General features: G+C 58.6%; 13 protein-coding genes and 2 pseudogenes. 4 read left to right on the forward strand and 11 right to left on the reverse strand.

Annotated features, from left to right (window positions below):
• Positions 1 to 854: 854 nt before the first annotated feature.
• From FXB41_RS32490 to FXB41_RS32500, 3 genes and pseudogenes are all read right to left on the reverse strand, one after another.
• Positions 855 to 1,543: pseudogene (locus FXB41_RS32490) on the reverse strand (ABC transporter ATP-binding protein); the annotation flags it as partial.
• Positions 1,540 to 2,547: an ABC transporter substrate-binding protein gene (locus FXB41_RS32495; protein ID WP_246649402.1), complete on the reverse strand. Its 1,008-nt coding sequence runs from the start codon at positions 2,545 to 2,547 to the stop codon at positions 1,540 to 1,542. The gene FXB41_RS32495 and the pseudogene FXB41_RS32490, both read right to left, overlap by 4 nt.
• Before the next feature lie 89 nt (positions 2,548 to 2,636).
• Positions 2,637 to 3,547: pseudogene (locus FXB41_RS32500) on the reverse strand (TauD/TfdA dioxygenase family protein).
• Between the two features lie 211 nt (positions 3,548 to 3,758).
• Between FXB41_RS32500 and FXB41_RS32505 the strand changes: the two are divergent.
• Positions 3,759 to 4,691, forward strand: coding sequence for an NtaA/DmoA family FMN-dependent monooxygenase (locus FXB41_RS32505; RefSeq protein WP_283843480.1), 933 nt, complete (start codon positions 3,759 to 3,761; stop codon positions 4,689 to 4,691).
• Here the strand turns inward: FXB41_RS32505 and FXB41_RS41600 are convergent.
• Entirely contained in the window at positions 4,681 to 4,839 is a 159-nt protein-coding gene (locus FXB41_RS41600; RefSeq protein ID WP_283843481.1) for a hypothetical protein, read from the reverse strand. The genes FXB41_RS32505 and FXB41_RS41600 overlap by 11 nt on opposite strands.
• 92 nt (positions 4,840 to 4,931) lie before the next feature.
• Here FXB41_RS41600 and FXB41_RS41605 point away from each other — a divergent pair, with 92 nt between their 5' ends.
• Positions 4,932 to 5,093 (forward strand): hypothetical protein, encoded by a 162-nt coding sequence (locus tag FXB41_RS41605; protein ID WP_283843482.1) that lies wholly within the window; start codon positions 4,932 to 4,934, stop codon positions 5,091 to 5,093.
• A 25-nt stretch (positions 5,094 to 5,118) separates the two neighbouring features.
• Here the strand turns inward: FXB41_RS41605 and FXB41_RS32510 are convergent, their stop codons facing one another.
• From FXB41_RS32510 to FXB41_RS32540, 7 genes are all read right to left on the reverse strand, one after another.
• A complete protein-coding gene (locus FXB41_RS32510; protein WP_219684664.1) occupies positions 5,119 to 5,394 on the reverse strand; it encodes a hypothetical protein in 276 nt (91 codons plus the stop codon).
• A 427-nt stretch (positions 5,395 to 5,821) separates the two neighbouring features.
• Entirely contained in the window at positions 5,822 to 6,184 is a 363-nt protein-coding gene (locus tag FXB41_RS32515) for a PilZ domain-containing protein (protein WP_311985934.1), read from the reverse strand.
• An 857-nt stretch (positions 6,185 to 7,041) separates the two neighbouring features.
• A complete protein-coding gene (locus tag FXB41_RS32520; RefSeq protein WP_219684665.1) occupies positions 7,042 to 7,452 on the reverse strand; it encodes a hypothetical protein in 411 nt (136 codons plus the stop codon).
• 637 nt (positions 7,453 to 8,089) lie between these two features.
• On the reverse strand, positions 8,090 to 8,314 hold the full coding sequence (locus FXB41_RS32525; protein WP_283843483.1) for an FCD domain-containing protein: 225 nt from the start codon (positions 8,312 to 8,314) through the stop codon (positions 8,090 to 8,092).
• Positions 8,315 to 8,600: 286 nt separating this feature from the next.
• Positions 8,601 to 9,914 carry a C4-dicarboxylate transporter DctA gene (dctA, locus tag FXB41_RS32530; protein ID WP_219684672.1) on the reverse strand — a complete coding sequence of 438 codons (1,314 nt, stop codon included), beginning with the start codon at positions 9,912 to 9,914 and terminating at the stop codon, positions 8,601 to 8,603.
• A 538-nt stretch (positions 9,915 to 10,452) separates the two neighbouring features.
• Positions 10,453 to 11,667 (reverse strand): TlpA disulfide reductase family protein, encoded by a 1,215-nt coding sequence (locus tag FXB41_RS32535; protein ID WP_219684666.1) that lies wholly within the window; start codon positions 11,665 to 11,667, stop codon positions 10,453 to 10,455.
• A gap of 222 nt (positions 11,668 to 11,889) precedes the next feature.
• Positions 11,890 to 12,171, reverse strand: a complete 282-nt coding sequence (locus FXB41_RS32540) for a hypothetical protein (RefSeq protein ID WP_204513372.1) — start codon at positions 12,169 to 12,171, stop codon at positions 11,890 to 11,892.
• Positions 12,172 to 12,404: 233 nt separating this feature from the next.
• Here FXB41_RS32540 and FXB41_RS32545 point away from each other — a divergent pair, with 233 nt between their 5' ends.
• Positions 12,405 to 12,560, forward strand: a complete 156-nt coding sequence (locus FXB41_RS32545) for a hypothetical protein (protein ID WP_204513371.1) — start codon at positions 12,405 to 12,407, stop codon at positions 12,558 to 12,560.
• A 10-nt stretch (positions 12,561 to 12,570) separates the two neighbouring features.
• Positions 12,571 to 12,735, forward strand: a complete 165-nt coding sequence (locus FXB41_RS32550; protein WP_204513370.1) for a hypothetical protein — start codon at positions 12,571 to 12,573, stop codon at positions 12,733 to 12,735.
• Positions 12,736 to 13,525 lie beyond the last annotated feature (790 nt).

Genomic DNA, 13,525 nt, shown 5'->3' on the forward strand with positions numbered 1-13,525 from the left:
CCCAGTGAAGCTGAACGTACAAGCGTGTCTGGTGCCGTAATCCTTCGCAAGGCGGCTTTTCAATCCCGCTCCTCGACCGCGGCAACACACGGACCTTCTCTCCTGACTTCCTGGTCTGGCTCGACAAGGTCGTCTTCGCGCTCGATACTAAAGGCGATCATCTGATCACCGAAGACGCGGGCAGAAAGCTTTTCGACATCGAGCCCATAGAGGACGGCCTCCTTCTCGTCATCCGGCTCATTACGAGGGGCGAATGGACCATCGCGTCGACAGGTGAATTCAGCAAGAAGTCCGGCTCGACCGGCTCACACCGTCTGGCGATTGCGCAATGGCCGCATTCAGCCCACCCATACGGAGACGATCGCGGAAGCAATCGAGGCGTGCCTGCAGAAATAGCGCAGTTCGGACGCAAGTAACGGTAGCCGACCAAATCCGCGTGTGCGACTCTCCGCACATGACACTTGGCACGCAGTTCGCCATTCGTAATATCTACCGGGCCTAGATGTGCTGCGAACCGCTCCGTCGTCGCTGAACCAGACATCATCCTATTGAGCAGTGCAAGTTCGACCTCTGTATGTGGCGCGAAACTGCGTGCCTTCGGGAAAAAGAAGTGCCTTTGAAAATGGCTCCTCCCCTCACCCTTCCTGCGCCGGAGGTTGGTGAGCGTCCTGCACACATGAAAGGGTAGTGGCTTCCTGTCTTTTAGAATATCAGATATTCCCCACAGCATACCTTCGAAACTCAATGAAATGTTTTTACCCAGGGCTTACCCCGACCGTACAATTGAAGCGCCTTCGACATAGCCTTTAGAAATTATAGCATTTTTCGGACGTAACGGCGCCGCAAACGACATCTGGAATGTCGAACACCTGCTTGATCCGGCCCGGGCGCGACGTCATCACTGCCACCCGCTGGCCGAGCACGATCGCCTCGCCGATGCCATGGGTGATGAAAACGATGGTTTTTCCGGTGGCACGCCAGATCCGCAGCAGCTCGCCCTGCAGCGTCTCGCGCGTCTGGGCGTCGAGCGCGGCGAACGGCTCGTCCATCAGCAGCACCTCGGGATCTAGGCGAGGCTTCGCGCGATCGCGACACGCTGCTTCATGCCGCCGGAGAGTTCATGCGGATAGCGGTCGACAAAGCCGGACAACCCGACCAGGTCGAGGAAATGCCGCGCGACGTCGAGCCGCTGCTTGGCCTTGAGCCCGGCGATATCAAGCCCGAACTCGACATTCTGTTCGGCGGTGCGCCAAGGAAACAGCGCATACTGCTGGAAGACGATGCCGCGGTCGCGACCGGGTCCTGCAATCGGCCGCCCATCGAGCAGAATACGGCCGCTGGTCGGCAGCGTGAGCCCGCCCAGCAGATCGAGCAAGGTGGATTTCCCGCAGCCGCTTGGGCCAACTAGGGCGAGGAATTCGCCGGAGCGAACATCCAGCGTGATGTCCTCCAGAGCGGTGAAGTGACGGCCTGGTCCGCCGCCCTCGCCGCGCACGACGAATTCCTTGCGGACATGCTCGAAACGGATCTTCACAGTGGTCATCGGGCCTCCGCCGTCCTTCCAGGACGGAAATAGTTGAACGCATTGGTGTAGGTGTCGGAAGCCTTGACCTGGCCCGGCTTGAACAGGCCGTCCTTCACCAGCCAGTCGATCCACATCTGGATCTCGCTATCCGAGATCAGGCCGCCCTTGGTCACAACGCCGGTGCTCTTCCAGTATTTGATCGAGGAGGCATCCTCGTTGCGCTTGCGCTCGGCGATGATCTTGTCGAACCGGGCCCGGACCTCTTCCGGCGGTGTGGTCTGGGCCCATTCGATGGCCCGCGAAATCCCCTCCACCAGCTTGCGCGAGGCATTGGGATTATCCTCGATGAATTTGTCTCGCAGCACGTAGGCACCGCCGGTGAACTGGCCGAACAGATCGGTGTCATTGAAAAGCGAGCGGATGCCTCCACGCTCGAGGGCTTTGTCGCGCAAGACGCCGCTTAGCGCACTCACCTCGACCTGGCCCTGGCGCAACGCTTGCTCGCTGCTCACCGGTGGGATCGCCACCAGGGTGACCTGCTTGGCCTCGCTCGCGCTGATGCCGGACCTAGCCAGGTACTCGCGCAATACGAATTCCAAATGTGCGCCCAGCGTGTTGACCGCCACCTTCTTGCCAATCAGGTCGCGCGCGGTCTTGATCGGGCTGTCGTCCTTCACGAAGGAGCCATAATAGGTATTGGCATCGGAGCCGTAATAGCCGACCACCGCCTTGACCGGGGCCTTCGCCGCGATCAGCTTGAGGATCGCCCCATAGAACGCGCCGCCGATGTCGATATCGCCGGTGACGACGGTCTGGATGTCTTGCGGCCCGCTGATGGTATTGCCGACCCATTTGAGCTTGAGCGGCGCGAGATAACCAAGGTCCTCGGCCAGCTCGATAAACGTCACCTGCCCGGCCGATCCCTGGTACCGGATCTCGGTCTTCTCGAGCGGCGGCTCGGCGAATGCCGGGGCCGTGAGGCCGAGCGCCACGGCGCCGGCCAACAAAACCCGCAACGTCATGCGGGTGGCACGTCCCAACCGGGCGCGCCTTGCGCGAAGCAATCGAAGTATAGCGTTCATCATTGCGAACTCTCCTGAGCGAATCCGGATCAAGCGGCTTTGGCGGTCTGGGGCTTGGATGTCTTGACGCGCATCACGCTGCGGCGACCATCGACGCTGAGCGGTACATCGCCATCGATGTTGACGCGGCGCACAACGCGGTGCTGGTCGCCATAGTCGTTGACCGCGTAATGTTGCGTGGCGCGATTGTCCCAGATCGCAACGTCGCCGGCCTCCCAGTTCCAGCGTACGGTGTTTTCCGGCGCCGTGATGTGCGACTGAAACAGCTCGAACAGCTTCTGGCCATCATACTTCGGCAGCCCAATGAAACGCTGGACGAAATTGCCGAGCACGAGGGTCCGTTCGCCGGTCTCGGGATGGACACGCACCACCGGATGCTCGGCTTCGTAGATCGTTCCGGTGAACACCTCGTCGAAGTGCTTCCTATCCGCTTCGGTTGCCTGCGTCTTCACGGCGTAGTCGTACGCATTGCTGTGAACTGCCCAGAGCTCGTCGGCGAGCTTGCGCAACGGTGCCGGCAGGTCGAGATAGGCTGCCGCCGTGTTCGACCACAGCGTGTCGCCGCCATAGGGCGGGATCAACACCCCGCGCAGCACCGGGATCTTGGGATAGGCATCGACGAATGTGACATCGGTATGCCATTGGTCCGCGCGGCCAGCGCCTCGAGCGGAATCCAGCTCCGGGATCGACGACATCCCCTTGATCGCCCCGACCGTCGGATGGGGGACCAGCTCGCCAGGCTGATGGCAAAGCGCTCCTGCTCGGCATCGTCGAGATGTTCCTGGTTACGAAAGAAGATGACCTTATGCTCGAGCAGCACCTGGTTGATGGCACGGACGGTCTCGTTCGAGAGATCGCCCGATAGCGCGCCGAGCCGCGCCGCACGCTTCACGATGTCCGCGCGCGGAATGACGTTGTCGATGGTTGTCGTGTTGCTCATGATCGTTTCTCGCGATGCGATCCCCAAGGCAAAGCTCCGCCGATCGCCGGTCGCAAGAGCGACGGCGGAGATAAATCAGGTCATCTCAGGCTGTGGGCCCTATTCGGCCGCAACATGCTCCCGCACACGGCCGGAGCCACAACATCGATCCCAAACCGGATGCAGACGTAGAGTTTCGCTTGCTACAGCTCTCAACATGCGGATCCCAGACATGAGCGAACGAAGGCAGCTTTCTCTCAATTTCTTCATCTATCCTGACGGTCATCATGACGCTGCCTGGCGTCACAGGGATTCAGCATCCGACCGTATTCTCGACGTCACCTACTATCAGGAGCTGGCGCAGCGCGCCGAGGCGCACAAAAATTCGACGCGGTCTTTGCGATGGCCCGGCGCTGGCGACAATGTCCGTTATGCCCAGCGGTTTCGGCTCGAGCCGATCACCCTGCTCACGGCGATCGCATCGGCTACCAGTCGGATCGGCTTGATCGCGACGGCGTCGACGACCTACACCGAGCCGTACAACCTGGCGAGACTGTTCGCCTCGCTCGATCATATCAGCGGTGGCCGATCCGGTTGGAACATCGTGACGACGAGCTCGCCGCAGGCAGCGCAGAACTTTGGTCTGCCCGAGCATCCTCCGCATCACGAGCGCTACGAGCGGGCGCGGGAGTATCTCGACGTGATCACACGCCCTTGGGACAGCTGGGAGGACGACGCCCTCATCAACGATCCCATCTCTGGAGTGTTTGCCGACACCGGCAAGATCCACGCTATCAACCACGTTGGAAAGCATTTTCGTGTACGTGGGCCGCTGAACATCTCGAGGACGCCCCAGGGACGGCCGGTCTATCTCCAGGCAGGGTCGTCCGACGATGGACGTGCAGCACGTTTCGCCGAGGCGATCTTCGCCGCGCATCAGACACTGGCGAGTGCCCAGGATTTTTTACGCCGACATCAAGCGCCAGGCTCGCGCCTTCGATCGCAGCCCGGATCAGATCAAGATCCTGCCCGGCATCAGTCCTTTCATCGGCAGCACGCAGCTCGAGGCCGACCGATTGCAGGAAGAATTCAACGACCTGATCCAACCAGAATATTCGCTGACCCAGCTGCGTCAGATGCTCGGTCTCGACCTTTCAGGGTTTGACCTCGACGATCCCTTTCCCCGTCATTTGATCGATACCGGCAGCGCGCACGGCGTCGCCAGCCGCTTCAAGCTGGTGATCGATATCGTCGATCGCGAGAAGCCGACCCTTCGTCAACTGGTGCAACGAGTGGCCGGTGCGCGCGGTCATTGGGTGATTGCTGGTCCGCCGGAAAAGATCGCCGATAACATCCAAACCTGGTTCGAGAACGGCGCGGCCGATGGTTTCAACGTCATGCCGCCTTGTCTACCGGTGGATTCGACATCTTCGCCGAGCAGGTCGTGCCGATCCTGCGCAAGCGCGGTCTATTCCGGCACGACTACGCAGGCAAAACGCTGCGCGATCACTACGGCTTGGACCGGCCAGCAAGCGTTTTCTCCGATTCCATTCAGGCCATCGCGTAGCTTGCCGGACCTCCTCTCATGTCCTTCAGCGCCGGCTTTCTCGAACTCTCGGGTCGATTGTAGCGGATCGACCTAACGCTTTCGCGGGATCTAATGTCGCAGAGATATTGCGAAATCGCGCATCGGCTTCTTGCGCCACAGCGGAATCGATCTTCATTCTTCGACAGTCGAATTTGCGAACACCTCCAACGCGCGTTTCCAGCCGAAGCAGGTTCTCCTGATTGCGGTCACCCTTGCGGGCCTTGTCAAGCTTGTGCTTGTCGATCGCCTGCGGGATCCGAACCGCGGTGTAGTACGCCAATTCACCACCCTTTCGCGTCCGCCGTGATCGCGAGAATAATGGCATTCGGGAAGCGAACGTCGCTCCCGGCCAGATACTCAGCGATCGCCTTTAAGTGGGCCCTGATCTCCGATCTCTGAGATCCTTCGATGTGGCAGCCGGCCGAATGCCTGATGCGGGCAATATTGCACCGAGACGGGATGATGATGGCGGCCAGCATTCGGCCTGCAAAATTTGCAGGCCGATTGACTCTCTCCGGACCTGTCGCAGCTCATGAACACGTGAAAGCATGTCCTCCTAAGGCATGAAAACACGCGATCGGCAGCGCGAACCCGCCGCGGGCGCCCGCCTACCCAGTGCGAGGGCGCAACGGGCCACCGAGCCTCGTTGGGGTAAACCCGCTGATCGATCGCGATGGCGCGACACGTCGGAATATTGATTCCTTCGCTTAGTCTGACCCTGGCGTTGGAAACGTCCCCCGGAGGGCCGGGGGCCCCCCAACAGTCCACCTTGTCACAAACCGCAGCGCAACTTCCTGCCCGTTCAGTCGAACCAGTTCGCAACGCCGGAATGCCAGCCCCGTCGTGGACAGCAATAGGAAAAACCGACGCGATTGCAGGACATCCGTCGGCCCACTTATTCGCAGTCTCGCGCCAGTTTCAGAAACATCGATGAATACGCAATCGCGCCACCATGTTCCATCAGCCCCCAAGAGAGTGGCTCTGTGCTCATGTTCAAATTGAACACGCCTCGCCTTCCGCTTATCCCAGTTCATACGCTCACGCTGTTCAACAACAGCTTCAATAGCCATTTAAGAAATTAGACAAAAATACTTCGGCTCAGAGCGAGGGCTTCTACAGAGACACAGTCCGTCAGCAGCGGGTAACCAGCTTGAGTCCGCGCCGACAAGATCGGCCTTTAGCTGAATGCAGAGATATCGAATTGAGCAGAGTGAATCCCCGCTGCGGTGAAGGCAAATGACTTTACATAACCGCCTCGAACTTGAGAGCGCTAATTGCTGCCAAGTACGTTGGCTGAACCGAGATTGTCCTTCAAATTGACCGCATAATTACTGCTGTTTCAGCGCAAGAGCGCAATTTGTCAGCGGATTTGCCGAACCGCCCGCCGTTTTGCGGCGGCAACAAAGGATTTCGCGTCTGAGACAGAGAGCGAGAGCCAAGCGGCCCGCGCTTTCCTGATCGCTGCAGGTGGTTGGACCCGCCACTTGGAGCCGGCCGCGTGATGTATTTGCAGCAGCCAGCGAAGCTGGTGGCGACACGGCTGTTCTCGGCGATGCTGGATGAATACCGCCGCCGCGACCGACGGGGCAGCCGCTCGACGGAAAGGTCCTGACGGCTCCGCCTGCTAGAGTGGCCTCGCAAGGCTGCTTCACACTCGCGATCGGGGCCACGCGTGCGATTTACGGTGTAAGTCAAGGTCTATGCAGTGGGAAAGGCGGAATCAAAGAAATGGGTTAGCGGCCAAGCGGTTGTGAAAGCCTCGCCCGCCCGCCAACAAAAACCGCGCTCTGCTCGCCGCGATTGGCTTTCGGACGACGCTGAGCTCGCACCATCGAAGCGCATTTCCAAGTCGTTGCGGAAACTGCGGGCCGCTCCATTGTGCCCCAAAGCAGCGTGTAAAGCGCACGTTGCGGACCGACAGGAGCTGCTACGCGGCTTTGCTTTGGCCACCCTCGACCACGGTAAACCGGGCGCGCCGATCCGCCGGTGACGCCGGTTGCTCGCTCTGCCCGCCAACTTCCTCTACGTCTGATGGTGATGGATCTACTCGGACGGAGTCCGGCGCGGTCGCTTCCCCCGTCGATTCGATATCCCGCACCGTGGCTCTGGCGCTCTCTTCCATCATCTCAAGCGCAATCGCACCCTTCGCGGTCAACCGCCAGCCGAACGAATATCGCTGCACGAAACCGAGCGAGAAGATGTCCAGCGAAGGAAACGCGGCACCAAGGCGCTTGCTATACTCCGCCCAATCCGAGCCGCAGGTCGCGAGAAATGCGAGGTCGCGCTTAATGTCCGGAAGCCTAGCCAACCCGTTCGGGCAGCTGGCAAGCACCTTCATTATGGACGCTTGGAAATTCACAACCGCAACCCACACCAAACAACAAAGCCATTCTGCCAGCGATGCACTGCCCAAAGCAACCACTTCCAAGTCGCTGTGCGGTTGATCCGGCTGTTTTTAGCTATCGGGTCTGGGGTTTGCCCTGAATTCCCGGCGCCCGAAGGTCGAAGAGCGGTTTCTTCCATTCTCGTGAGCACCCGTCCCAAGGATAACGATTCCTCAGGTTCAACAGGCCGACCGCTGGTCAAGCGCCTCATCGTGCCCAATGGCGATCGCACTCCGAATGGTCGACTATCGATCCCGTTTTCGATTTGTTGATCAGGCGTTCAGCCGGATCGGCGCACGCTTTTCTCTGAATGCCGCGGCTCCGTTTGCGGCGTCCTCGATAAGATCAGGGTTCGCAGCAGCTCATCATTTGATGACCGGCGTTGCTCGCGCGACGCCTCGGCAGCGGTCCTTGAATCCCTCTGCAGGCCGCGTCCGCCCCAAGCTCGGCGTCTTAGAGAGTTGGGTGGGCTCGAACCACCAGCCTCCTATTCAAGAGAGAGGGCGCTCCAATTCCGCTTTGGCGATCCAAAGTAAGTTCCTAATGAGCTCTTTGTTAGCCGCAAAATGCTCCAGCTCCTGCCGTAACTTGTCAAATGTTCTCAGGCGCATCGCCGCTGTACTGTTTACCAAAGCGATCATCGATATAGCGCCTGAGTGCCGCAGCCGCGTTCAGCATATGGGCGCGCATCCGCCGCGCTGCCGTATCGCGGTCACCCTCCGCAATCACTTGCATGATGGCCTCATGCTCGTCTCGGGAACGGCGAATGCCAGATGTCGCAGTTCGTAAACTGATGGACTGTGACCTTCGCCACAGGGTTCTCCCGCTGCCTGATCCTCGGGTTTTAGTCTACGATGGGTTCGCCATGCATGACCATCACCCGATCGGGCGATCCTGGCTACTACGCCTAGATCATGCGTGATCTAAATGATGCTTATAAGGGAACGGTCGAGCCGGCTCGCTTTCGAAATCGAACGCTTAAGGGGAACCATTGGTCTGTGTGGCACTTTCGAATAAAACAAATGTCTCCACCGGATGGTCGCCTGCTACCAGTCAGAATTGAACGATACGACTTTGTTGGCCCGCGGCATTCGTCAGCGATCTAGGCTGAGCTCGCACATTTATTTAACTGCGCGTGGAGCGAAACATTATCGAGTTCGCCTTCCCACCAGGACACAAACACCGCGGCAATACCGTTCCCGATGATGTTGGTAAGCGCACGCACCTCGCTCATGAACTTATCGATCGAGAATACGATCGCAATGCCAGGGACAAGTTCAGGACTGACCACAGTCAAGGTCGCGGCCAGGGTGACAAAGCCGGCACCGGTAACACCGCTTGCGCCTTTCGAGGTGAGCATCGCCACAATGAGTATCGTGAGCTGCTGGCCGAAATTGAGATCGACCCCGAGCGCTTGCGCGATGAACAAGGTCGCCAACGTCATGTAAATGTTCGTCCCATCCAAATTGAACGAGTATCCTGTCGGCACCACCAGGCCAACGACCGCCTTCGAACAGCCGAGCCGTTCCAGTTTTTCCATCAACTGCGGCAGCGCGCTTTCGGACGACGATGTTCCGAGCACGATCAGCAGCTCATCCTTGATATACCCGATGAACTTTAGAATAGAAAAGCCTACCAAGCGCGCGATCAGGCCAAGCACAATGATCACGAAGAGCCCGGCTGTCACATAAAACAGGGCAACCAATCCGAGGAGTTTACCGAGCGCGGACGGTCCGAATTCGCCGATAGTGTAGGCCATGGCGCCGAACGCCCCGATTGGCGCTGCCTTCATTACGATCCTGATGACTCCAAACACCGCTTGCGCAGCATCGTCAACCAGACCGCGCATCCGCTCACCCCCCTCCCCAAGCGCCATCAGCGAGAACCCGAATAGGATGGCAAACAGTAGCACCTGGAGCACGTCACCTCGGGCCAAGGCGCCAACTACACTATCCGGAATGATATTGAGGAGGAACTCGACCGTCTTCTGCGCTTCCGCCGTCTTGACGTAGTTGGCTACGGCCGCGGCATCCCCCTTGGGAGCGAGCCCATGACCGACCTGAGCGAGATTGCCCATCACAAGACCCAGGATGAGCGCGAAGGTTGATACGATCTCGAAGTAAAGTAGCGCTTTGACGCCGACTCGGCCGACCTTTCGTGCATCCTGAACATGCGAAATTCCGGAGACAACAGTGCAGAAGATGATCGGCGCGATCACCATCTTGATCAGCTTGATGAACCCATCACCAAGCGCTTTGACCCAGCTACTCGTCCCCACAGCGGGCCATAGCCAGCCAACGAGAATGCCAATCAGGATCGCTATGAGTACCTGGACGTAAAGCACTTTGTACCAGGGCCCAGATTTCCGGAACAGGGCGGCGGCTTTGGCAGAGCGGCGCTGGCGCTGATTGTACATCATGCTCGACCCGGCGCCGTGCTCGCAAAGAGGCTCATTGAAGGTACAGCTTCGCTCAGTGTTCCTTCACCGGAGGGCGCAGGGGAATCTGACGGCTCCGAACAGCACAGTCCAGAGCCACGGACTGGCGCCTCTCCCGAATCGGCTTGCCGTCCAAGCGGAACGAAGTCCTGAACCGCATCCAACAGCAGCGATAGAAACTTGAGAAAGCTTCCTTGAGAGCTAGAAAGCATCAGCGTCACCACCCATTTCTATCTTTTTAGTTGTTCGAAGATGCCATCCAGCATCTTCTAGGACGTCAATCTTAGCAGCCGCCAACCATCTTCACTTCAGCAGGCACTCTCGCCGCTATCGCGTCGGAGCGCGACCAAACTTGAGGAAACATTCGCCATAAAGAACTTATGGTGGTGCGGCCTCGCCTGCGTTCACCGGCTCGCGGCTCCTGTCCTCACTTCATGTGAATGCCCGGACATTCCCAAGAGGCTTCGATTTCGATCGCAAAACCACGAGGCCGAAAAGACATGCCAAGCAGCATTGCTCACGCTGCCTCCCTTGGCGATCTCGGTTCCGGTTTTTCGAGAGCCGTGTTTTGCGGGGCTGAACAGCACTCCTCGTAAGAGAGCTTCTCACTCCTGTAGCTCGCCAACGCCTGGAGAGAGCACTGCACGACGTCCCGTTTCGCTAGATCCGAGGCAGGCGCTGCATCCAGCCATCTCAGCGCCACCTCGACCAATTCGATCGCGCGGTCCCTCTTACCGGTCTCGTAATAGTACTGAGCGACCGCCCCGTACGACAGGAACTTCGCGCCGTCGCTGCCGCGGGGCGGATTCGCCGCCAGGATGTGTTCGGAGAGCTCCTTGCCCATGGCAAAGCGCTCCGCATGTGGAAAATCGGAGTAGTCTTTCGCGGGGTCGAACAGTTGGCGGATCGCGACGCTCATCCAAACCACGGACTTCTTCTCGATCGCGTCGCGAACTAATTGGCGCAGCACCGGCAGGCCAGCCCCCAGGTCGCGTATCTTGTGAAGCAACAATTCCGCGTGAAGCCCACGGAAGGTGACCTCGTCCGGCATCGCGGCGAGGGCCTCCTCGATAGCTGAAAGGGCTGTCGGCCAATCCTTTCTCTTCATGGCGGGCTCAAGTCTGGCAAAGATTGGCTCCACCAGAGCTCTCTTCTGCGATAGTTCACGCTTTCTGCGTCGGCCCGTGTTTATCCTTTCCGCATCCAGCGCTTTGGCTTCGTCGCTCATTGCCCAGGATCCGTTCAGAACTTTGGGCAAGGCATGATCGAGCTGCGTCGGATGGCCAATAAAGGCGATGTGGCCGTCACGGTCAACGACGAATGACGTGGGAATCCCGACAGAAAAGCTTGGATCCAGCCAAAGCTTGTTCATTTCGCCGGCGTAGTCGAATGCGATCGCGTAGTTCAGATTTGACAAGCTTTTTGTCAACCAGGCGTCCAAGCTGGCTCGCGCTTCATTTTCCGTCGAAGCTTGTTCGTGAGCAGCGATGCCCACCACCTCAACTCCGTTGTTCCTGTATTTGTCTTGCAGGACCACCAGATTTGGCATCGAGGCGATACATGGTCCGCACCACGTCGCCCAAAATTCGAGGATATATACTTTCCCACGTTCGAACTTTCTAACGGGCTGGCCGCGTAGCCAGTTCTCCACTTTGATCGAGGGGGCCCGCGAACCGACGCTCAGCAGGTTCGCCGCACCGACTTGACTTGCGCTCTCAGTCAGACTGGTCATTGCTCAAATTCGCTTTACCTGGCTCTGCGGAGAAAATAGCAAGTCGCATGCCAGCCAGCGCTCATTGAAATTACGCATTTTTTGTATCATTCCTGTCGAGCTTGCGACGCATGTCGCATATCCGACCAGTTGCTTGGAGCTTCTCAGGCAATCGGTCGGTCGGAGGTTCTTGACGCGCCTGTTATCCGATGAGGCGGGAAGTCAGGCAGCGCAAGGTCGAGTTCACCACTCCACGTCCTGATCGGCTTCCAGGATGACCATTTCGGCGCTCGGGATCACGACGTGAACTGACCTGCTTTGGCCCGTCGACTTGCGCTTGAGTGCGATCTGACATTTCCAATGTAACTTTTTGAGCCAAGGGGGATTGAGGGATAGTTTCCTTCCTTTGCGGCCATTGCTCGAGAATTCACCCCGTCGCGTACTGGACGAGGAAAGCCCACCCGAAATGCAGAAGTTGAGCACCTGCTCATTCCGATCGATGGCCGCGTAAACAAAAGCAGCCATAGGCGGCCCGATCCAGGAAGCGCTCAAGAGCCGCCTGGGCGACGACGCTCTCGCGCATTCCCGGGCGGTCAGCAAAATGCTGTTCTGAAACTTGAACCGCTATCTTTCTGGTCCGCGGAGCTTCGCTTGGGCTCAGCTGCGCGTCCACCTCAGCGTCATTCCGACTTGAGCTCGGTTTTTTGCGGCGCCCGGCGCCAATCTGCATACTCCAGCTTGCTTCTCTCTGCGAAAGCATGATGGAGCTGCTGCCGTCGATCGCGCTGCGCTTTCTCAACCACTTTGCATTCGAAACGTTTCCGACGATCACGGGCAACACACTGCAGCCCGTCGATAAAGGCTGGGTCTTCGAACAGCCTTGGTACCAATGCGTGGAAAAACCCTGCACATAGGAGAACTATAGTGGACAGGCTAAAGCGCATAACTGAACTCGTCGCTGAAAAAACATCGATAGATAACGAGCTTAAAACGCTGAAGGAGCAGATCACTCAGGAGACTGCGGCACTCAAGAAACCCCGCGCGACGCGCAAGAAGAAAGGGAGCGAGCTCCAACTGGTGAACCAATGAGTAAGGTCGACCTTGAAGGATCGGACAAAAGAGGACTGCCATGAGCGACCTTCTCTGGTGTCCCGAATGCCGTCACTCTCGCATTAGCGAAGAACACTCCTGGCTCTTCGTTCAGCGCTGCGAAAGATGCGGAACCGAGTTGGAGGACGATGCGCCGCCTCTCGAATCGATTTCAGAGAAGTCGATTTCGGCTACAATGTCGAAGAAGAAGAGGACGACGGAGAAGCCGAGCGGGACGAAGCTGAGGGCGACGAAGCCGACCCGCAGTAAGAGGAGGAGCCGCGCGAATGCGGCTCTATTTTTGGTGTCACTTGAGTTACGCCACGGATTTAGCGTCTAAGAATATGCAGCATGTCCAGGCGATCACCGGTCATGCTCATTCGTACCGGCGCGGCCCTGTTTCGGCGGCCTCGTTCGAAGCCACGCAACGTCGGGCCCATTCGATTTGTGCGTCGGTAGCGCGTTGATTACGAGCGTACATCTCGGCCACCGGTGCCGAATATTTCGGGACGTAGTATCTGACCTCGCTGCATGATACCGCGATGTGGGTCTGTAGTGACGCGAAGCGAAGGCTTCGGAGCCCAGGGGCAGCAGCAACGTAACAATGGCCCCCGCGCGTACAATCATTCCCCCGCCGCCTGTCTGCTTCCCACGGAGAGCAGGTCTGAGTCGCGCACACGACGCAAATTAAGAATCGCGCACTGGTCAAAGCGCCGGGAAACTGTTGCTCCAACGCTTCGGTGTTGCAGATAATGGCTGCAGATGCAGGTGTGCGGATTCCGATCGATGT

The organism is Bradyrhizobium canariense, assembly GCF_019402665.1.
GTDB classification, from domain to species: Bacteria; Pseudomonadota; Alphaproteobacteria; order Rhizobiales; family Xanthobacteraceae; genus Bradyrhizobium; species Bradyrhizobium canariense.

Coding starts and splice junctions, on each gene's coding strand:
- FXB41_RS32545 (WP_204513371.1), top strand. CDS start 12,405: ATGATGGAGCTGCTGCCGTCGATCGCGCTGCGCTTTCTCAACCACTTT.
- FXB41_RS32535 (WP_219684666.1), bottom strand. CDS start 11,667: ATGACCAGTCTGACTGAGAGCGCAAGTCAAGTCGGTGCGGCGAACCTG.
- FXB41_RS32540 (WP_204513372.1), bottom strand. CDS start 12,171: ATGGCTGCTTTTGTTTACGCGGCCATCGATCGGAATGAGCAGGTGCTC.
- FXB41_RS32520 (WP_219684665.1), bottom strand. CDS start 7,452: ATGAAGGTGCTTGCCAGCTGCCCGAACGGGTTGGCTAGGCTTCCGGAC.
- FXB41_RS41600 (WP_283843481.1), bottom strand. CDS start 4,839: ATGACCGCGCGCACCGGCCACTCGTTGCACCAGTTGACGAAGGGTCGG.
- FXB41_RS32515 (WP_311985934.1), bottom strand. CDS start 6,184: ATGGCTATTGAAGCTGTTGTTGAACAGCGTGAGCGTATGAACTGGGAT.
- FXB41_RS32505 (WP_283843480.1), top strand. CDS start 3,759: ATGAGCGAACGAAGGCAGCTTTCTCTCAATTTCTTCATCTATCCTGAC.
- FXB41_RS32495 (WP_246649402.1), bottom strand. CDS start 2,547: ATGACGTTGCGGGTTTTGTTGGCCGGCGCCGTGGCGCTCGGCCTCACG.
- dctA (WP_219684672.1), bottom strand. CDS start 9,914: ATGTACAATCAGCGCCAGCGCCGCTCTGCCAAAGCCGCCGCCCTGTTC.